This is a genomic window from Paraburkholderia sp. J8-2 (assembly GCF_905220195.1).
Taxonomy (GTDB): domain Bacteria; phylum Pseudomonadota; class Gammaproteobacteria; order Burkholderiales; family Burkholderiaceae; genus Paraburkholderia.
The window spans coordinates 197,304-214,397 of sequence record NZ_CAJMZA010000003.1; the positions used below are offsets into that span (position 1 = coordinate 197,304).

General features: G+C 64.6%; 19 protein-coding genes. 16 read left to right on the forward strand and 3 right to left on the reverse strand.

The genetic code is table 11. The features are described from left to right. Positions 1-2: 2 nt before the first annotated feature. Complete coding sequence (locus U5A52_RS09715; RefSeq protein WP_321934625.1) at positions 3-1,421, forward strand: MmgE/PrpD family protein; 1,419 nt, start codon at positions 3-5, stop codon at positions 1,419-1,421. A gap of 8 nt (positions 1,422-1,429) precedes the next feature. On the opposite strand, the gene U5A52_RS09720 is transcribed toward U5A52_RS09715, so the two are convergent. Both U5A52_RS09720 and U5A52_RS09725 read right to left on the reverse strand, forming a co-directional pair. Next, positions 1,430-2,440 carry a glycosyltransferase family 2 protein gene (locus U5A52_RS09720; RefSeq protein ID WP_321934626.1) on the reverse strand — a complete coding sequence of 337 codons (1,011 nt, stop codon included), beginning with the start codon at positions 2,438-2,440 and terminating at the stop codon, positions 1,430-1,432. Between the two features lie 64 nt (positions 2,441-2,504). Beyond that, entirely contained in the window at positions 2,505-2,768 is a 264-nt protein-coding gene (locus U5A52_RS09725; RefSeq protein ID WP_321908164.1) for a hypothetical protein, read from the reverse strand. Here U5A52_RS09725 and U5A52_RS09730 point away from each other — a divergent pair. The 10 genes from U5A52_RS09730 (at position 2,767) to U5A52_RS09775 (ending at position 12,384) form a co-directional block, all read left to right on the forward strand. Then, complete coding sequence (locus tag U5A52_RS09730) at positions 2,767-3,852, forward strand: FUSC family protein (protein WP_321908162.1); 1,086 nt, start codon at positions 2,767-2,769, stop codon at positions 3,850-3,852. The two genes, U5A52_RS09725 and U5A52_RS09730, sit on opposite strands and share 2 nt — an antisense overlap. Positions 3,853-4,204: 352 nt before the next feature. Further along, positions 4,205-5,479 carry an MFS transporter gene (locus U5A52_RS09735; RefSeq protein ID WP_321908160.1) on the forward strand — a complete coding sequence of 425 codons (1,275 nt, stop codon included), beginning with the start codon at positions 4,205-4,207 and terminating at the stop codon, positions 5,477-5,479. Between the two features lie 117 nt (positions 5,480-5,596). Further along, positions 5,597-6,526 (forward strand): LysR family transcriptional regulator, encoded by a 930-nt coding sequence (locus U5A52_RS09740; RefSeq protein WP_028204520.1) that lies wholly within the window; start codon positions 5,597-5,599, stop codon positions 6,524-6,526. Positions 6,527-6,667: 141 nt separating this feature from the next. Then, entirely contained in the window at positions 6,668-7,162 is a 495-nt protein-coding gene (locus U5A52_RS09745) for a hydroxyquinol 1,2-dioxygenase (RefSeq protein ID WP_321908157.1), read from the forward strand. 42 nt (positions 7,163-7,204) lie between these two features. Beyond that, positions 7,205-8,224 carry a hydroxyquinol 1,2-dioxygenase gene (locus tag U5A52_RS09750; RefSeq protein WP_321934627.1) on the forward strand — a complete coding sequence of 340 codons (1,020 nt, stop codon included), beginning with the start codon at positions 7,205-7,207 and terminating at the stop codon, positions 8,222-8,224. Positions 8,225-8,275: 51 nt separating this feature from the next. Then, entirely contained in the window at positions 8,276-9,742 is a 1,467-nt protein-coding gene (locus U5A52_RS09755; protein WP_321934628.1) for an aldehyde dehydrogenase family protein, read from the forward strand. A gap of 7 nt (positions 9,743-9,749) precedes the next feature. Continuing rightward, positions 9,750-10,817 (forward strand): maleylacetate reductase, encoded by a 1,068-nt coding sequence (locus U5A52_RS09760; RefSeq protein WP_321934629.1) that lies wholly within the window; start codon positions 9,750-9,752, stop codon positions 10,815-10,817. Between the two features lie 38 nt (positions 10,818-10,855). Then, the gene (locus U5A52_RS09765) at positions 10,856-11,728 is read left to right on the forward strand and encodes an intradiol ring-cleavage dioxygenase (protein ID WP_321934630.1); all 873 of its coding nucleotides are present in this window, start codon (positions 10,856-10,858) and stop codon (positions 11,726-11,728) included. Further along, the gene (locus U5A52_RS09770) at positions 11,725-12,045 is read left to right on the forward strand and encodes a YciI family protein (protein ID WP_321908149.1); all 321 of its coding nucleotides are present in this window, start codon (positions 11,725-11,727) and stop codon (positions 12,043-12,045) included. The genes U5A52_RS09765 and U5A52_RS09770 overlap by 4 nt, the downstream gene beginning before the upstream one ends. Positions 12,046-12,048: 3 nt before the next feature. Beyond that, the gene (locus tag U5A52_RS09775) at positions 12,049-12,384 is read left to right on the forward strand and encodes a Rieske (2Fe-2S) protein (protein WP_321934631.1); all 336 of its coding nucleotides are present in this window, start codon (positions 12,049-12,051) and stop codon (positions 12,382-12,384) included. Positions 12,385-12,415: 31 nt separating this feature from the next. On the opposite strand, the gene U5A52_RS09780 is transcribed toward U5A52_RS09775, so the two are convergent. Next, positions 12,416-12,865, reverse strand: coding sequence for an ester cyclase (locus tag U5A52_RS09780; RefSeq protein ID WP_321934632.1), 450 nt, complete (start codon positions 12,863-12,865; stop codon positions 12,416-12,418). Positions 12,866-13,108: 243 nt separating this feature from the next. Between U5A52_RS09780 and U5A52_RS09785 the strand changes: the two genes are divergently transcribed. The 5 genes from U5A52_RS09785 to U5A52_RS09805 all read left to right on the forward strand — a co-directional run bounded on the left by U5A52_RS09785 (position 13,109) and on the right by U5A52_RS09805 (position 17,088). Beyond that, positions 13,109-13,834, forward strand: coding sequence for a 2OG-Fe(II) oxygenase (locus U5A52_RS09785; protein WP_321934633.1), 726 nt, complete (start codon positions 13,109-13,111; stop codon positions 13,832-13,834). A gap of 27 nt (positions 13,835-13,861) precedes the next feature. Beyond that, positions 13,862-14,413 carry a methylated-DNA--[protein]-cysteine S-methyltransferase gene (locus U5A52_RS09790; RefSeq protein ID WP_321934634.1) on the forward strand — a complete coding sequence of 184 codons (552 nt, stop codon included), beginning with the start codon at positions 13,862-13,864 and terminating at the stop codon, positions 14,411-14,413. A gap of 1 nt (position 14,414) precedes the next feature. Continuing rightward, positions 14,415-15,143, forward strand: coding sequence for a 2OG-Fe(II) oxygenase (locus U5A52_RS09795; RefSeq protein WP_321934635.1), 729 nt, complete (start codon positions 14,415-14,417; stop codon positions 15,141-15,143). 287 nt (positions 15,144-15,430) lie between these two features. Next, positions 15,431-16,141 carry a DUF969 domain-containing protein gene (locus tag U5A52_RS09800; protein WP_321908143.1) on the forward strand — a complete coding sequence of 237 codons (711 nt, stop codon included), beginning with the start codon at positions 15,431-15,433 and terminating at the stop codon, positions 16,139-16,141. Continuing rightward, entirely contained in the window at positions 16,138-17,088 is a 951-nt protein-coding gene (locus tag U5A52_RS09805) for a DUF979 domain-containing protein (protein WP_321908142.1), read from the forward strand. Before U5A52_RS09800 ends, U5A52_RS09805 begins: the two co-directional genes overlap by 4 nt. Positions 17,089-17,094: the final 6 nt, after the last annotated feature.

Here is a 17,094-nt window from a genome sequence, read left to right on the forward strand (position 1 = left end):
GCATGCTGCCTGTCCTCGGCGCAAAGCACGCATTTGCCGCCGACGTATCGCCTTCGTCGTCGCCCGACGACACCGGCATCACCGCGCAACTCGCGCGCTACATCGTCGCCGCGCGCGACAAGCCGTTACCCGACGCCGTGCTGATCGAATGCAAGAACCACATACTCGATACCATCGGCGCGATGGTGTCGGGTTCCCGCATGCGACCCGGCATGCTGGCGACGCAATACGTCCGTTCGCTTGGCGGCGCACCCCAGGCTTCGGTCGTTGGCTCGGACCTGCGCACGAGCACCGTGAACGCCGCGCTCGCCAACGCCATGTGCGCGCACTCCGACGAGACCGACGACTTCGAGCCCGTCACGAAGGCGCACCCCGGCTGCTCCACGGTGCCCGCCGCGCTCGCGCTAGGCGAAGCACAGGGCGCATCGGGCGCGGCGTTCGTGCGCGCCGTCGCGCTGGGCTACGACACCGCATGCCGGCTTCTCATGGCGCTCGACCCGGACCTCGTGCGCGCGACGCATCGCAGCGCGGAAGGCACGGCCTCGACGTTCGGCGCGCTTGGCGCGGCCGCGGCTCTTGCGCGGCTCGACGAACGCCAGACGCGCTACGCGATCTCTTACGCGGCGCAACAGGTTTCAGGGCTGTGGAGTTGGGTGAAGGACCGCGATCACATTGAAAAGGCGTTCGATTTCGCGGGTATGGGCGCGCGCAATGGCGTGATGGCGGCAACCATGGTGCAGTCGGGCATGACCGGCGTGGCCGACGTGCTCGACGGCACGCACAATCTCTTCATTGCGCTTTCCACGAAGCCGCAGCCCCCGGCGATGATCGACCAGCTCGGCAGCCGCTTCTTCGTGACCGAAACGGCGATCAAGACGTACTCGGTGGGCTATCCGATTCAATCCCCGCTCGATGCATTGCTTACGCTGCGGCGGCAATATCAGCTCACGCCGGACAACGTGCGAACAGTGACGGTGAAGGTGCCGCGCGACGCCATCGGCATTGTCGGCGACAGCGCGATGCCCGACGTCAACTGCCAGCACATGGTGGCGCTGGCGCTCGTGAAGGGCGCGGTGTCGTTCGCGGACAGCCACGACGCCGCGCTCATGCGCGACCCGCAGATCCTGGCGCAGCGCGCGAAGGTGAGTGTCGCTGCGGACCCGAAGCTGAGCGACCCGGCCGCGCCGCGCGGCGGCATCGTCGAAGTGACGTTGACGGACGGGCGCACCGTGAGCCACTACACGCGCTTTCCGCCCGGCACGAAAGAGAACCCACTGAGCGTCGCGCAGGTGAACGAGAAGGCGCGCGATCTCATGGAGCCGGTGCTCGGCCAGCAAAAAACCGCGCAACTGATCGAGCGGATCAACGCGCTGGAGCACGTCGCGAACGTCGCCGACCTGCGGCCGCTGTTCACGGCGTGAAACGCGCGTTACGGCATGCGCGTTCGGGAAGTATCCACGCCTGGCTCGTCCTTGATGGCCAACAGGGCGACGGACTCAGTGCCGGGCCGCCGCGTGGCCTTCCAGATCATCAGCAGGTGGTAGTAAAGGCGCGGGCTGAAGCCGAAGCGGTACGCGTAGAGATTGCCGAGCGCGAGCTGCAGCCCGGCGCGTGCTTCGCGATTGCGTGCGAGCAGCGAGACCACGATCGGCACGAGCCGGCGCATGGCGAGCTTGCGGGCCGGTTCGAGTTCGGGCGTCAGCGCGAGGCCGTTGAGAAAGCGCCACGCCGAGATCGATGACGCATTGATGCTCGTGCGTGTTGCCTGGGATACCGAAACATCGGTGATGCGATAGCACGAGACGTATTCGTTCACGTAGCACACACGTTTTGCGGCGAGACAAAGCTGCGTGCCGAACACGTAGTCGCAGCAGGTGCCGTAGCGGTCGTCGTAGCCGATGCGCTTGACGAGTGCCGCATTCGCGAGCCAGCCGTTGTTGGGGAACATCTGCACGATGCCCACGCGGCCCGGCGGGTTTTGCAGGCCCGCCGCGCTGGCCGTACGGTGATACGCGTTATTCATGCGCTCGCTGGCCGCGTGCATGATGCGCCCGTCATGATCGGTTTCGTATTGATCGCCGAACGCGACTTCGAGATCCGGGTAACGCTCCCACTGCGCAAGCAGCTTCTCGATGCAGTGCACGAGCAGGTAGTCGTCGTCGTGGATCAGGAGGATCTTGTCTCCGCTCGCGCGCTCGAAGAGGCTGGCCACGTTGGGCGCCTGGCCGAGCGCGGGCACGTTGCGCCGGTAGGCGATGCGCGGGTCGTTGCCGTAACGCGAGGCGACCAGTTGCGCCGTGCGGTCGTCGCTCGAGTCGTCGCCGATCACGATCTCGATGTTCGCATGCGTTTGCATGAGGCACGATTCGATGCAGCGAACGAGCAGTTCAGGCCGGTTGTACGTCGGCAGGCAAATGGAGACCTTCGTTGTTGTCGTCATGGGCAGACCCCAGTGCTTGAGGGATGCGGAGACGTTCGCAAAAAGCGGGTTCGTAATGCGAACTTCATCCGTTGGACATGACGGTAAATGAAAAAAACTCGAAAGAAATGGGAAATAATTCGGAAGGAATGCGACTTGCGCACGGCGGCCCGCAGAGCCTTTTGCGGCGGCCATCCGCGCAAGGCGCCGATCTTTTATCTGACAAATCGGAAAGAAAATCCGGGCGGCAAAATAATCCGGATTGATTGGTCAATGCACTGAGTGCCGGAACACTCGCGTCAATCGCGTTAACATTGGCGCTCCGCCTGACACGACCGCTGGCATCCATGGCTTCGATCTCCTACGCCCACAAACCGCTCACGCCGTTTCGCCGTGCGCTCGCCCGCTTTTCCCTCTCCGAACTCGCGAAATACACGAAGCTCACGCTCGGCATGTGGATCGGCTTCGGCGTTCCGTACGCGTGCGGATATCCCGAAGCGGCGGTCGCGCTCTCGGGTTCGGCCATGCTCACGCTCGCGCTCGGCAGTTCCATCTCGGCGGCGCGCGGCTACTTCTACAAGCGCGTGATGTCGAACCTCGTGGCAATGCCGATCGGCACGCTGCTGATCTGGCTGACCGCGCCGCATTTGTGGCTCGGGGTGATCCTGCTGCCGCTCGTGATCTTCACGATCGTGCGCATCAGGCCTTCGGTGTTCCAGATGACGAGCGTTACCGTGCCCATGACGCTCGTGCTGTACACGGGCGAGCACATACCGTTGCTGGAGCAGCGTTTGATTGGCGTGGTGCTCGGCATGCTGCTCGGTTTCATCATCCAGCAGATTGCGTTTCCGCCCGATCACGGCTTCTGGGCGAATACGCTCGTCAACGACGGCAACGCGCAGGCCGAAGCGTTGCTCACCGAGGTCGCAACGAAAACGCTGGACCGTGCAAAGCTGAAATCGGCGACGGCCGCACTGCGGGTGTCGAGCAGCAATCTGAAGCAGGCGCACGATCTGCTCAAGTCGGACCTGGAGCAGTCGTGGGTGTCGCCGCATCTGAAGCGCAACCGCGATCGGCTGCCGCTGTTCTCGTGCTACCACGAGCTATTCGATTCGATCGTCGGCTTTCTCGAAACGCTCGACACGTTCAACGCGCAATACGAGGCGCTGGACGCGCAATGGAAGGACGCGTACCGGCGTGGGCTCGCGCGCCTGGTGGACGTGCACCGGCAACTGGCTTCACAGGCCGACCTGCGGGTGGAACGCCCGGGTCTTCTCGTGGCGCCGCTCGCGCGCGAGGAACTGCATGCGCTGGTCGAGACGCTGCCCGCCACGGGTGTGTTTACGAGCGTCTATCTCGGGCACTTGACCGGCTACGGCATTCTGCTCAACCGCTTGAGCGACATGCATACCGAGCACTTGCGCAAGGCGTGAGCGCGGCTATGCCTTAGACGTATTGGGCGTCTGCACTGGCAGACCGCCCGGCGCAGGCGCGAGCGTCTACCCGTACTTCTCCTGGGGTGGGCGCGCCGCGCTACCACGCGTGGCGCGTTCCTGTCGCAGCCTCCCTTCAGCCTTGGCCGCCGGCCTTGCGCGCCCGATTGTTCGCGATTCGCAAATGACGTATTCGGGCGTTATCCGGTACTGATTACGCCTCGCTTGCGACTATCTTTGCGGCGTCGATGTCGATGGCGTCCTGCAAGCCTGCAGCGTGACACCTCGCGTCGCACACCGTTTTCGAACATGAGCGTGTGGCGCGGCATCCGGCCGGCCCAAGGAGACAGAGATGAAACCGAACACATGGGATACGGCCTACGAATGGAAGGCCGTGACGCTGCTGGCGCTGGGCTTTGGCCTCGTGGGCCTCGACCGCTGGCTGATCGCGCCGCTGTTCCCGTCCATCATGAAAGACCTCAACCTCAATGCGCAGGATGTCGGCAACTGCATAGGCATACTCGGCCTGTCGTGGGGCGTGTTCGCGGCGGTCATGGGCGGCCTGTCCGACAAGGTCGGGCGGCGCAAGGTGCTGATTCCGGCGATCATCGCGTTCTCGTTGCTTTCGGGCTTCTCCGGCATCGCAGGCGGTTTTGCCAGCCTCCTGGCCGTGCGCGCACTGATGGGCGTGGCCGAAGGCTCGTTTTGCCCAACGAGCTTCGCCGCCACGGCCGATGCCTCGCACCCGAAGCGCCGCGGCTTCAATCTCGGGCTCCAGCAAAGCGGCTTCGCGCTGTTCGGGCTCGCGCTTGCACCGATCATCGCCACGCAGTTGCTGGGGGTGATGAGCTGGCGCTGGGTGTTCGCGCTCGTCTCGGTGCCGGGCCTCATTCTCGGCCTGCTGATGTATCGCGTGATCCGGGAACCGCAAGGCGCCTCGTCGCCCGGCGCAGGCGCGCACGCGGCAAAGGCCGAACGCGGCCACTGGCGCGACGTGATCCGCAGCCGCAACATTCCCGTGGCCATGGTCGCGCTCTTCTGCGCCATGACGGGCGTGTTCGTGCTTGGCGCCATGCTGCCGCTCTACCTCACGCAGTATCTGTCGCTCGACACGCAGCGCATGGGCATCGTGGCCTCGGCGATCGGCTTTGGCGGTTTCGTCGGACAGTTCGGCTTGCCGGGTCTTTCGGATCTGCTGGGCCGGCGCATGGCGAGCATTCTCGGCTTCGTGGGCACCGCTGTCATGCTGATCGTGTTTCGTGGTCTCGGTGCACAGCCGCTCGAACTCTTCGCGGTGCTGTTCGCGGCTTCCTTCTTCACGCTGGGCCTCGTTTCGCTGCTCTCGGGACCCGTTGCCACCGAGGCCGCGCCGGCCGGCATGGTGTCGACTTCGATTGGCCTCGTGGTAGGCGCGGGCGAAATATTCGGAGGTGGCGTGGCGCCCGCGCTTGCAGGATTCGTTGCCGCGCATTTCGGTATCCAGAATATTTTGTGGCTGCCGATTGGCGCAGTTTTGCTCGGTGTCCTGGTGAGCCTCTTGCTCAAGGAAACCGCGCCCGCGAAGCTGCGGCGCAGCGAGACGGTTGCCGCCGCCGCGCCATTGCCCGCGGCGGGGCAGGCCGAGTAGGCGAAGCGCGCCGTCCACGTCGCCCACTCTTGCCATGCCGCTCGTGAAGCAGCGGCATGGCCGACGGGAAGCGGGCCCTATACTGGGAGGGCGCGAACCCATAAAGAAGAGAGGAGCATGGATCGATTCCTGAGCATCGAGGCTTTTGTGCGCGTCGCGGAAACGAGCAGTTTCGCGGAAGCGGCCCGGCAACTCGGCGTTACCAGTTCGGTCGTGACGAACCGCATCCAGCAACTGGAGAAGTTCGTCAACGCACCGCTCTTTCATCGCAGCACGCGGCACGTGCGCCTCTCCGAAGTCGGGGAGGCGTTTTATCGTGAATGCGCCGAGGTGGTGGGGCGCGTGAACGAGCTGACCGACCAGATGCGCGAGCTGCGCGCCACGCCAACGGGCAGGCTGCGCATCCAGATACTACCGGGCTTCGCGCTGGGCCATTTCGGCGCGCCGCTTGCCGAGTTCAATCGCCGCTATCCCGGCATTCAGCTCGATGTGATCGTCAATGACCGCGTGGTCGATCCGATCGAAGAAGGCTTCGACGTCGCTTTCCAGATCTTCCCGCCTATTTCCGATTCGCTGATCGAGCGGCGGCTCTTTTCCGTGCGGCGGCTCTTCTGCGCCACGCCCGCTTATGTGGAGGAGCATGGCGCGCCGCAGCATCCCCGCGAATTGCTGCAGCACACCACGGCGCTCTATTCGGGTTATCCCTCGCGCAACCGCTGGACGATGACGCGCGGCGACGAAGTCGTGGAGATGGAATTGCCCGGCATGATCCGCTCGAACTCCGTGCATTTGCTGCGCGACTACGCGCTCACGGGCGGCGGCGTGGTGTGCCTGCCTACGCTCGTGGCGAGCGAGGCGCTCCTGAACGGCTCGCTCGTGCCGATCCTCACCGACTACCACCTCTCGGCGTTGAGCTTCGCCGCCGTGTATCCCTCCACGCAGCGCCAGGCCCTGAAAGTGAAGGCGCTCGTGGAGTTTCTCGCCGAATATCTGGGCCCCGAGCCCGCATGGGACGTGCCGTTGATCGAGCGCGGCTGGGTGCGCTAGCGCTCGCGGCGGGCCGCTGGATTTGCCTGCCGCGATTATTTGCGAAACGCGAATGCCGTAGTCGCCTGGCCGCCGGTTGTGGCCGCCGTGCAGCGCTCCTAAAGTTGTTTCCAACGACACCTTCCAAAACAGGAGACAGCCATGACCGATTCGTCGTTCCACACCCTCTTCGGCTCGCTCGAGCAGTACCGCAAGGGCGAGATCGAAATCACGAGCGGCGACGCCCGCCACTATGTTTTCTCGAACGTCTTCGAAGTCGCTGCAAACTCGGCGCCCTTTGAAAAGGTCGTGGTCGGCAAGAACCTCGAATACGTGATCGAGGTGCTGCGCACGCAGGGACAGTCGCGCTGGTTCGCCTGCGCACACGACGAGTTCGTGATTCTGATGGATGGCGAAGTGCGCATCGACTTCATCAAGCTCGATACGCCGCCCAAGGGCGCTACGGGCACGGTCGACGCGGGCGAGCAACCCGCAGGCCGCAAGATGGGCCACGTGGTGCTGCGCCGCGGACACCAGGCGCTGCTGCCGGCGGGTTGCGCGTATCGCTTCAGCGCGCAGAAGGCTGGCGTGGCGCTCGTGCAGACCATGGTCGGTGAACTGTCCGTGCAGAAGTGGGCAGATATCTGCCTGCACTGAAAACACGCGCCAACCCATCACTAGAGACGACTGGAGACACAAATGGCCACCCTCGAAACCCTCGACCACTCCGCAGGTTTTGCCGCCGACACCGTACGCGCGAGCGAGCCCGACGCCGTGACCGGCTATCGCCGCTATACGCTTGGCGCGTTCGAATTCACACGCGACGAATACTTCGTGAAGGTACTGTGGCCCGCGAAAGGGCAGACCCGCACGCACGCCATTCCCGCCGACGCCTTCCTGCGCGCGATGATGCGCGACGTGGCGTGGGGCTTCTTCTACGGCTGGGTGAATTTCGATCACGTGTTCGGCACGCGCAATCACTACGGCAAGGTGGACGTCTACGCCGGTTCGTTCAACGGCATCATGAAGGAAGCCGGCGTGGACTATATCGAGACCTTCGAAACGCCCACCATCATGGCGACCTTCAAGGCGATCCTGCACGACTGGACCAACGAAGGCTTCGACCCGTTCGCCGCGCCCGAGGAAACCGGCACCGCATTCGGCCGCAAGCATGGCGAGAACGACGCCGCAATCGAGCGCACGCGCATCGCCACGCGCCGCATGCCGGGCCTCGAAGGCGACTCGCCGCTGCGCGACGACCTGCCGGTGAACCGCGCCTTCGCCGACGTGCCTCAGGACAACCCCGAAGTGCACGCCGAGCCCGGCTTCGAAGGCGAGTTGCACGCGTTCAACCTCTTCAAGTACCTCTCGCGCTCGGACGTGACGTGGAACCCCTCGGTCACTTCGGTATGCGGGCAGAGCCTGTTTTGCCCGACCACGGAGGAATACATCCTGCCGGTTTTCCACGGCAACGACCGCGTGGAATGGTTCCTGCAGCTTTCCGACGAAATCGTCTGGGACATCGGCGACAAGAACACCGGCGCGCCGCGCGCCCGTATCACCATGCGCGCGGGCGACATCTGCGCCATGCCCGCCGATATCCGCCATCAGGGCTATTCGACCAAGCGCTCGATGCTGCTCGTGTGGGAGAACGCGACCGCGGACCTGCCCAAGCGCTACGAGAGCGGCGATCTCAAGCCGTATCCGGTCGACTTCTGAAAGCGCCGCGAAGTTATGCAGCATGCCTAAGCATTAATCGAGGATTGACTCATGCAAACGCAATTGTTCATCGACGGCCGATTCGTTGACGCCGTCGAAGGCGGCACGATCGACGTGCTGAACCCGCACGACGGCTCGTTGATCACGAAGATCGCCGCCGCCACCGCCGCCGATATCGATCTGGCTGTGGCCGCCGCCACGCGCGCTTTCCCCCAGTGGGCCGCGATACCCGCCGCCGAGCGTGGCCGGCTGCTGCTGCGTCTGGCCGACGCCATCGAAGCGAACGGTGAAGAGCTTGCGCAACTGGAATCGCTCGATACGGGGCACCCGATTCGCGATTCGCGCGCGCTCGACGTGCCGCGCACGGCGGCGTGCTTCCGCTATTTCGGCGGCATGGCCGACAAGCTCCAGGGCTCGGTCATTCCCGTTGAAACAGGCTTTCTCAACTACGTGCAGCGCGCGCCCATTGGCGTGGTGGGTCAAATCGTGCCGTGGAATTTTCCGCTCATGTTCACGAGCTGGAAGATGGGCCCGGCGCTCGCAGCCGGCAACACGGTCGTGCTGAAGCCCTCGGAAATCACGCCGCTTTCCACGCTGCGCATTGTCGAACTGATGGCGGAAGTCGGCTTTCCCGCGGGTGTCGTCAACATCGTGCCGGGCTATGGCCATACGGCCGGGCAGCGGCTCGCGGAGCACGAGGGCGTGGGCAAGATCGCTTTCACCGGATCGACGGCTACGGGGCGGCGCATTGTGGAGGCCTCGAAGGGGAACCTGAAGCGCGTGCAGCTCGAACTGGGCGGCAAGGGCGCCAATATCGTATTCGACGACGCCAATCTCGACGCCGCCATCAACGGCGCGGCCTGGGCGATCTTCCACAACCAGGGCCAGGCGTGCATCGCCGGTTCGCGTCTGGTGCTGCACGAGCGCATCGCCGACGAATTTCTTGAGCGCTTCGTCGCGCTCGCCGCTTCGATTCGTGTGGGAAATCCTTTGGATTCCGAAACAGAAATGGGGCCGCTCACCTCGCTGCAACACCTGGAGCGTGTGAAGGCATTCGTGGACGTGGCGCGCGAGCAGGGCGGGCGCGTGCTCACGGGCGGCACCTCGCCGCAGGACCCGGCGCTTGCGAACGGCTACTACGTGCGCCCCACGGTGATCGAGGCGAAGACGCCGAACGATCGTATCGCACAGGAAGAGGTGTTCGGCCCGTTCGTGACCGTGCTGCGTTTCAAGTCGGACGAGGAGGCGCTCGCCATTGCCAACGGAACCGAGTACGGGCTTGGCAGCGGCCTGTGGACGCGCGACCTGTCGCGCGCGCACAGCATGGCGGGCAAGATTCACGCGGGGATGTGCTGGGTGAACTGCTACAAGCGCGTGAATCCGGGCAGCCCGTTCGGCGGCGTCGGTCAATCGGGCTACGGCCGCGAAATGGGCTTCGAGGCGATGCACGACTACACGGAGGCCCGCTCGGTGTGGGTCAACGTGGACGCGCAGGTGCCCCCGCACTTCAAGCGTTGAGGCACGTATGGATCGCTTCGTTTATCAGGGCTTGCCGTCGCGCGTGGTGTTCGGCTGGGGCAACCTCGCGCGCTTGCCCGAGGAAGTGGACCGGCTAGGCGCGCGCCGCGCGTTGATCCTCTCGACGCCCGAGCAGCGTCCGCTCGCGGAAGAAGTCGCGCGCCTGCTTGGCGAGCGCGCCGCCGGCGTCCACGCGCAAGCGGTCATGCACGTGCCGGTGGAAGTCGCGCGGGCCGCACGCGAACAGGCGGCGGCGCTGGACGCGCAGTGCTGCGTGGCCGTGGGCGGCGGCTCGACCATCGGCCTTGGCAAGGCCATCGCGCTCGAATCGTCGCTGCCGATCGTCGCTGTGCCCACTACCTATGCGGGCTCGGAGATGACACCCATCTACGGCCTCACCGAAGGGCGCCTGAAAAAGACCGGGCGCGACCTGCGCGTGCTGCCGCGCACGGTGATCTACGACCCGTCGCTCACGGTCTCGCTGCCGGCCGGTATTTCGGCGGCCTCGGGCGTGAACGCCATGGCGCATGCGGTAGAAGCGCTCTATGCCCAGGACGCGAACCCGGTAATCAGCCTGATGGCCGAGGAATCGATTCGCGCATTGGGCGATGCGCTGCCGGTTGTCGTGCGTCGCCCGGACGACGCGGCGGCGCGCAGCCGCGCGCTCTACGGCGCGTGGCTCGCGGGCAGTTGCCTCGGCGCGGTGGGCATGGCGCTGCATCACAAGCTATGCCACACGCTCGGCGGCACTTTCAACTTGCCGCACGCGCAAACGCATGCGGTCATGCTGCCGCATACGGCGCACTACAACCACGCGGCTGCGCCATACGCGCTCGAACGCGTGGCGCGCGCGCTCGGCGGCACGCATGCGGACGAAGCCGGACCGCGGCTCTACGCGTTGAACGAATCGCTTGGCATTGCACTGTCGCTCAAGGAAATCGGCATGCCCGAAGCGGGCCTCGACGAAGCGGCCGATCTCGCTTGCACGAATGCCTATCCCAATCCGCGCCCGCTGGAGCGCGAGGCGATCCGCGCGCTGCTGCAACGGGCGTGGGAAGGCGCGGCGCCGCGCTAGCCGCGCGTGGCGCACAAAACAGAGGAAAGGAGACAACCATGTCGATCCATGGCACCGAGGCCGAACGCGCCTTGACCGAACAGGTCGTGGGCCGTTTCGCGAACACACCCGACGCGCGCCTGCGCACGCTGATGCAAAGCCTCGTGCGGCATTTGCATGCTTACGTGCGCGAAGTCGAGCCGACGGAGGCGGAGTGGTTTGCCGCGATCCGCTTCCTGACCGAGACGGGCCAGATGTGCGACGACGTCGTGCGCCAGGAATTCATCCTGCTTTCCGACACGCTTGGCGTGTCGATGCTCGTCGACGCAATCAATCACCGCTACGCTTCCGGCGCGACCGATACGACCGTGTTCGGCCCGTTCTATATCGAAGGCATGCCGGAACGCGCTTTTGGCGAGAACATGGCGTTCACGCCAGGCACGCCGGCGCTCGTGCATGGCCGCGTGCTGACGACCGACGGCAAGCCCGTGGCGAACGCCCTGCTCGACGTGTGGCAGACGGCGGACAACGGCATGTACTCGGGGCAGGACACCGCGCAGCCGCACGGCAACCTGCGCGGCCGTTATCGCACCGACGCCGAAGGCCGCTACGCGATCCGCACCATCGTGCCGGTGTGCTACCCGATTCCGACTGACGGCCCGGTGGGCCGCATGCTCAATGCCACCGGGCGGCATCCGTGGCGACCCGCGCATCTGCACTTCATGATTACGGCGCCGGACCACAGCACGCTCGTGACACACCTGTTCAACCAGAACGACCCGTATCTGGACTCGGATGCGGTGTTCGGCGTGAAGCCCTCGCTGCTCGTGGACTATCGCGAGCACGTGGTGGGCGACGCGACCGCGCAGCAGTTTGGCTTCGAGCGCGGCTTTCGCGAGGCGCGCTACGACTTCGTGCTGGAGCGCGCATGAGACCGCACACGCGCTACTACGCGGTATTCGCTACCGACAAGCCCGGCATGCGCGAAGTGCGCGAGCGCGAGCGCGCGGGGCATCGCACGTATCTGCGCTCCGCCGCGCAGCGCGGCGTGTTCGTGAGGCTGGGCGGTTCGACGCTCGCGCCGCATTGCAACGCGCTCAACGGCACGCTGCTCGTGATCGAGGCTGAAGGATACGACGACGTAATGCGCTTCGTGCGCGACGATCCCTATACGCTGGCGGGTTTGTTCGAACGTGTCGAGATTCGCCCGTGGGACTGGAATCTTGGCAATCCTGAGCAACGAGTGTGAGTCATGCAGACGGTGAGCCTGTGTTGCCTCGACGATGTGCCCGATGGCGGCGCGCGCGTGATCGACGCCGCGCTGGCAGGGCGGCCGGTCGTCGTCGTGCGGCGTGCCGGCGAAGTGTGGGCGTACGCAAACCGCTGCCCGCACTTCTCGGTGCCGCTCGACTACGAGCCAGGCCGTGTGCCAACGTATCGCGCGCAAGTGATCATGTGCGCGCATCATAGTGCGTTGTTTCGCTTTGAAGACGGGCAGTGCATCGAAGGTCCGTGCGCAGGCGCGAAGCTCGATGCGATTCCCGTGTGGCTCGATGCGCACTCCAACGTCGTGACGCAGTGCGCATGAGCCGCCCAGGTACGCGCCGTTAGCGGCGCAGTCAGGCCGGCTTGATGAGCCCGAGCTGCGTGAGCGCCGTTACGCCGTCGTCCAGTCCGATCTCTTCCACGATCTTTCCGTTCTTCAGGCGCAACACCGTCGTGCCGGTGAAATGCATCTTGCGGCCGCTCGCCGCCGGCAACGCTCCCGCGAGAAAGTCCCCGAACGCCGGGCCCGAATGCGTGCCGCCGCCTTCCCACTGACCCACCACGAATTCGCCCTCGGCGATGAGGTCGGCTGCACCCCAGAAGTTCAGATTGGGGAACGCCGTGCGAAAGCCGCTCATGAACGCCTTGATGTCCTCGCGGCCGCGGCGCGGCTCGTGCAGCGAATACTTGAGCAGCATGTCCGGCGCGGCCAGTTCGTCGACGATATCCAGGTTGCAGGTTTCGCCCCAGAAACTCGTGAACCAACGGCCAACGATCGCCTTGTTGTCCTCTTGCATCGACATGTTCGACTCCTTGCTGATTTCGATTCATGGTGAAGCGGGATTGCTTCGCCTGAAACGCACAATATCGAGCAGCAACCCGAGCAGATACCCGTTTCTTGCCGTGACGTTCGAGCGCGATTCACGTGGCGGCGCGCGCGGAATTAGAGCGCAACATTCGGATCGGAACACGTGTTGCGTCGGCGTATCGTAGGCCCGTATACGATGTCGGCGAGAATAGCCGTCGCGACATGAGGAAACGAAGCGATGAAAACCGCAGCCATGAGGGCGGACAAGCCGGAATCCGGCACTTACGATTGGGTCGAGATCGAGCGATCGCTCGATGCGCACGGTTACGCCGTTTTGCCCCGTGTGCTCAGGCCCGTGCAGTGCACGCAACTCGCCGCGCTATACCCGAGCGACGATGGCTTCCGCTCGCGCATCGTCATGGCGCGTCACAATTTCGGGCGCGGGGAATACAAGTATTTTTCGTATCCACTGCCGTCGTTGTTGCAGCGGTTGCGGCAGGCGATCTATCCGCACCTCGCGCCTATCGCCAATCGATGGAACGAGCGACTGGGGATCGACACGCGGTATCCAGCCGACCTCGACACGTTTCTCGACCAATGCCACCGCGCAGGGCAGACGCGCCCGACGCCGCTCATCCTCGAATATGGCCCTGGCGACTACAACTGTCTGCATCAGGATCTCTACGGCGAGCATGTGTTTCCGCTGCAGATGGCGATGCTGCTCTCGCGGCCCGGCGTCGACTTCGAGGGTGGCGAGTTCGTGATGACGCAGAGCGCATCGAACGGCCAATGTGCGGAAGTGATTCCGCTGGAGCAGGGCGACGCGGTGCTGTTCACCGTCAACCAGCGGCCGGCGGCGAATCGGCGCGGCGGTACGCGCAAGGTCGCCATGCGCCACGGCGTGAGCGTGGTGCGCAGTGGGAAGCGTCACACCGTCGGCCTGATTTTTCACGATTCACGTTAGTGCGCGCAGAACGCGAAGGACCGCATCATGCAATTGTTTCTTGGCCATATCGAGTCGCCGGTTGGCGATCTCATGCTGGTGAGCGATGCGCAGCACCGGCTGCACGCGCTCGAATTCTCCGATCACCGCTCGCGTCTGCATCGTGGTTTGCGCGAACGTTACGGCAGCGCCGAATTGATCGATGCTCCCGCGCCGTCTTTGATAACGGACGCCATGGCGCGCTATTTCTCCGGCGAATTGGGCGCGCTCGATGCGCTACCGGTCGTCATGGCAGGTTCGGATCTGGAAGAAAAGGTGTGGGCCGCGTTGCGTCGCGTTCCGGCTGGCACGACCACGAGCTACGGCAAGCTCGCGAAAGCGCTAGGATTTGACGATCCGCGCGCGGCAATCGACATCGGTGCGGCGAGTGGCGCGAATCCCATCGCTATCGTCGTGCCGTGCCATCGCGTGATTGCCAGCAACGGCGAGTTGAAAGGGTACGCGTGGGGCCTTCATCGCAAGCGTTGGCTGCTCGAACACGAGAAGGCGATTCCCGCTACGCGCGAAGTTCCGCAAACGGCAACGCTTCCGGGGTTTTGACATGATCGACGCAATGGATTGGCATGCGATCGCCGCACAACTGGATAGCGAAGGCTACGCGGTACTGCCTCGACTCATTGGCGCGGACGAAGCCCGTGTGCTTGCGCGCGAGGCCAGCGCATCGAACGTATTACGCCGCGTGTCGCTCGATTCGCTCAATCTCGGTTGCGGCGATCTGCTGTATTTCGACGCCGCTTTGCCGCAGCCTTGGGCGCATTGGCGTGCGGACCTCTATCGTCAACTAGCGCCTCTCGCGAATCGCTGGAACGATATCCTTGGCATGCCTTATCGATTTCCGATTGAACTGACTGCATTTCTCGAGCACAACCGGCGAGCAGGGCAAACGCAGTCGCAATCGCATTTGAATCAACTGCGCGCCGACGACTATCTGGCGCTGCATCAACGCAGCGAAGGAGAGCATGTCTTTCCGCTGCAAGTGGTCGCCTTGCTCGCGGCGCCGGGGAAAGACTTCACGGGCGGCGAACTGGTGTTGACGGAGCAGCGCCCGCGCATGCAGTCGCGCCCGACAGTCGTTCCGCTTGGCCTGGGCGACGCGGCGATCATCGCCACGGCCCAGCGGCCATTCAAAGGCAGCAGCGGTTACTACCGTGTGAACCTTCGGCACGCCATCAGCCGGGTGCGCAGCGGCGAGCGCATCGGCTTTGAGTTGTCGTTCCACGACGCGCCGCAAGCGGCAAACGGTCAACACGCCTTCGATCTGGATACCTGACGCATCCCATGCGGTCGCGCTGAGGCGCGCACAGGCACTCCGATCCATCATATGCAGATGCAACTAACCGCCTAGTCCGCCCGCCCCGGACCAACGCCGCCCTGCGGCGGCCTCACTCCGCTTCCAGATAGCGCATTTGGCCCAGGGACTTCCCCTAAAAAGACTTTATCGACTATTTGTCGATAAATTGTCGTGATAGATTCCTGGCCTGAATCGGGCGCAACGGGGAAGCGCGCCCGCGCGGCCGGCGTCACGAGTCCGGCGCAAAGACACAAGGCGGAGGAGAGATGCTGGTTCTGATAGGGGTGCCGATCGTGGTGATCGGCTTTGCATTGCGCCTGAACGCGCTGCTCGTCGTGACCGCGGCGGGTATTGCAACGGGGCTTGCGGGCGGCCTGCATACGGTCGAGATCGTCAGCGCTTTCGGCAAGGCGTTTGCCGATAACCGCTACATGGGCCTTGTCTGGCTCACGTTGCCCGTGATCGCGCTGCTCGAGCGCAACGGCCTGCGCGAGCAGGCAAAAAACCTCATTTCGCGCGTGCACGCCGCCACCACCGGCCGCGTGCTGATGCTCTACTTCGTGATCCGCCAGATCACGGCCGCACTCGGCCTCACGTCGCTGGGCGGCCACGCGCAGATGGTGCGTCCGCTCATCGCGCCCATGGCCGAAGGTGCCGCCACGCAGCGTTACGGCGACGTACCCGACGCGGTGCGCCAACAGATCCGCGCGAACGCCTCGGCCGTTGACAACATCGCCGTGTTCTTCGGCGAAGACATCTTCATCGCGATCCAGTCGATCCTGCTCATCAAGGGCTTTCTGGAGCAGAACGGCATCATCGTTCAGCCGCTGCAAGTCTCGGTCTGGGCGATTCCCACCGCGTTCGCGGCGCTCCTCATTCACTGCGTGCGCCTGAAACTGCTCGATCACAATCTCTCGCGGCGCCTCGGCGCGGCCAATGCGCCGGGCGCAGCAAGCCGCCAGGGAGCCGCATCGTGATCAAGCTCGAATCGCTTTATATCGTCGCGGGTCTGATGTTCGCGTCGTTCGCCCTCTTTAACCTGCTCGACCGCGCGAACCCGCGCCGTGTCGTCAACTTCGTGTTCTGGGGCGTCTATGCCGTGACGTTCCTGTTCGGCGGCGTGCTGCCGCATTTCGTGATGGGCTGCCTTGCCATCGCGCTCGCCTTGATCGCGGGCTCCGGCAAGCTCGGCCGCAGCCCTGCGGGCAATGACAACGCCACGGCCCAGGCGCGCCGCGAACAAGGGGCGGGGCGCTTCGGCAGCCGGCTCTTCATTCCCGCGCTGCTGATTCCCGTGATCACGCTCGTCGGCACGCTCACGCTCAAGTACGCGCCCTTCGTCGAGGCGAAGAACGTCACGCTGATCTCGCTCGTAATCGCCACGCTCGTCGCCTTCGGCGCGGCGCTCGTCATGTTGCGCGATTCGCCCGTGCACGCGCTCAAGGGCGCACGGCACACCATGGACGCCGTGGGCTGGGCCGCCATCCTGCCGCAGATGCTCGCGGCGCTCGGCGCGCTGTTCGCGGCGGCGGGCGTGGGCCACGTGGTGTCCGAACTCGTCACGAACTGGATTCCGCAAAACTCGGCGTTCGCGGTCGTGGCCGCCTACACTTTCGGCATGGCCCTCTTCACGATGATCATGGGCAACGCGTTTGCGGCCTTTCCGGTCATGACCGCGGGCATCGGCCTGCCGTTGATCGTGCATCAGTTCCACGGCAACCCCGCGATTCTCGGCGCGATCGGCATGCTCTCGGGCTTCTGCGGCACGCTCATGACGCCCATGGCCGCAAACTTCAACATCGTCCCGGCAGCGCTGCTCGAATTGAGCGACAAGAACGGCGTGATCAAGGCGCAATGGCCGACCGCTGTGCTGCTTCTCGTCGTCAACACGCTGCTGATGTACGCCTTCGTTTTCCGGTTCTGACGAGTT

Excerpts from the sequence above, each read along its gene's own strand:
- U5A52_RS09790 (WP_321934634.1), top strand. The coding sequence starts at position 13,862 with ATGCAATTGTTTCTTGGCCATATCGAGTCGCCGGTTGGCGATCTCATG.
- U5A52_RS09760 (WP_321934629.1), top strand. The coding sequence starts at position 9,750 with ATGGATCGCTTCGTTTATCAGGGCTTGCCGTCGCGCGTGGTGTTCGGC.
- U5A52_RS09720 (WP_321934626.1), bottom strand. The coding sequence starts at position 2,440 with ATGACGACAACAACGAAGGTCTCCATTTGCCTGCCGACGTACAACCGG.
- U5A52_RS09770 (WP_321908149.1), top strand. The coding sequence starts at position 11,725 with ATGAGACCGCACACGCGCTACTACGCGGTATTCGCTACCGACAAGCCC.
- U5A52_RS09740 (WP_028204520.1), top strand. The coding sequence starts at position 5,597 with ATGGATCGATTCCTGAGCATCGAGGCTTTTGTGCGCGTCGCGGAAACG.
- U5A52_RS09745 (WP_321908157.1), top strand. The coding sequence starts at position 6,668 with ATGACCGATTCGTCGTTCCACACCCTCTTCGGCTCGCTCGAGCAGTAC.
- U5A52_RS09715 (WP_321934625.1), top strand. The coding sequence starts at position 3 with ATGCTGCCTGTCCTCGGCGCAAAGCACGCATTTGCCGCCGACGTATCG.
- U5A52_RS09735 (WP_321908160.1), top strand. The coding sequence starts at position 4,205 with ATGAAACCGAACACATGGGATACGGCCTACGAATGGAAGGCCGTGACG.
- U5A52_RS09765 (WP_321934630.1), top strand. The coding sequence starts at position 10,856 with ATGTCGATCCATGGCACCGAGGCCGAACGCGCCTTGACCGAACAGGTC.
- U5A52_RS09785 (WP_321934633.1), top strand. The coding sequence starts at position 13,109 with ATGAAAACCGCAGCCATGAGGGCGGACAAGCCGGAATCCGGCACTTAC.
- U5A52_RS09795 (WP_321934635.1), top strand. The coding sequence starts at position 14,415 with ATGATCGACGCAATGGATTGGCATGCGATCGCCGCACAACTGGATAGC.
- U5A52_RS09730 (WP_321908162.1), top strand. The coding sequence starts at position 2,767 with ATGGCTTCGATCTCCTACGCCCACAAACCGCTCACGCCGTTTCGCCGT.
- U5A52_RS09755 (WP_321934628.1), top strand. The coding sequence starts at position 8,276 with ATGCAAACGCAATTGTTCATCGACGGCCGATTCGTTGACGCCGTCGAA.
- U5A52_RS09750 (WP_321934627.1), top strand. The coding sequence starts at position 7,205 with ATGGCCACCCTCGAAACCCTCGACCACTCCGCAGGTTTTGCCGCCGAC.
- U5A52_RS09725 (WP_321908164.1), bottom strand. The coding sequence starts at position 2,768 with ATGGATGCCAGCGGTCGTGTCAGGCGGAGCGCCAATGTTAACGCGATT.
- U5A52_RS09780 (WP_321934632.1), bottom strand. The coding sequence starts at position 12,865 with ATGTCGATGCAAGAGGACAACAAGGCGATCGTTGGCCGTTGGTTCACG.
- U5A52_RS09775 (WP_321934631.1), top strand. The coding sequence starts at position 12,049 with ATGCAGACGGTGAGCCTGTGTTGCCTCGACGATGTGCCCGATGGCGGC.
- U5A52_RS09800 (WP_321908143.1), top strand. The coding sequence starts at position 15,431 with ATGCTGGTTCTGATAGGGGTGCCGATCGTGGTGATCGGCTTTGCATTG.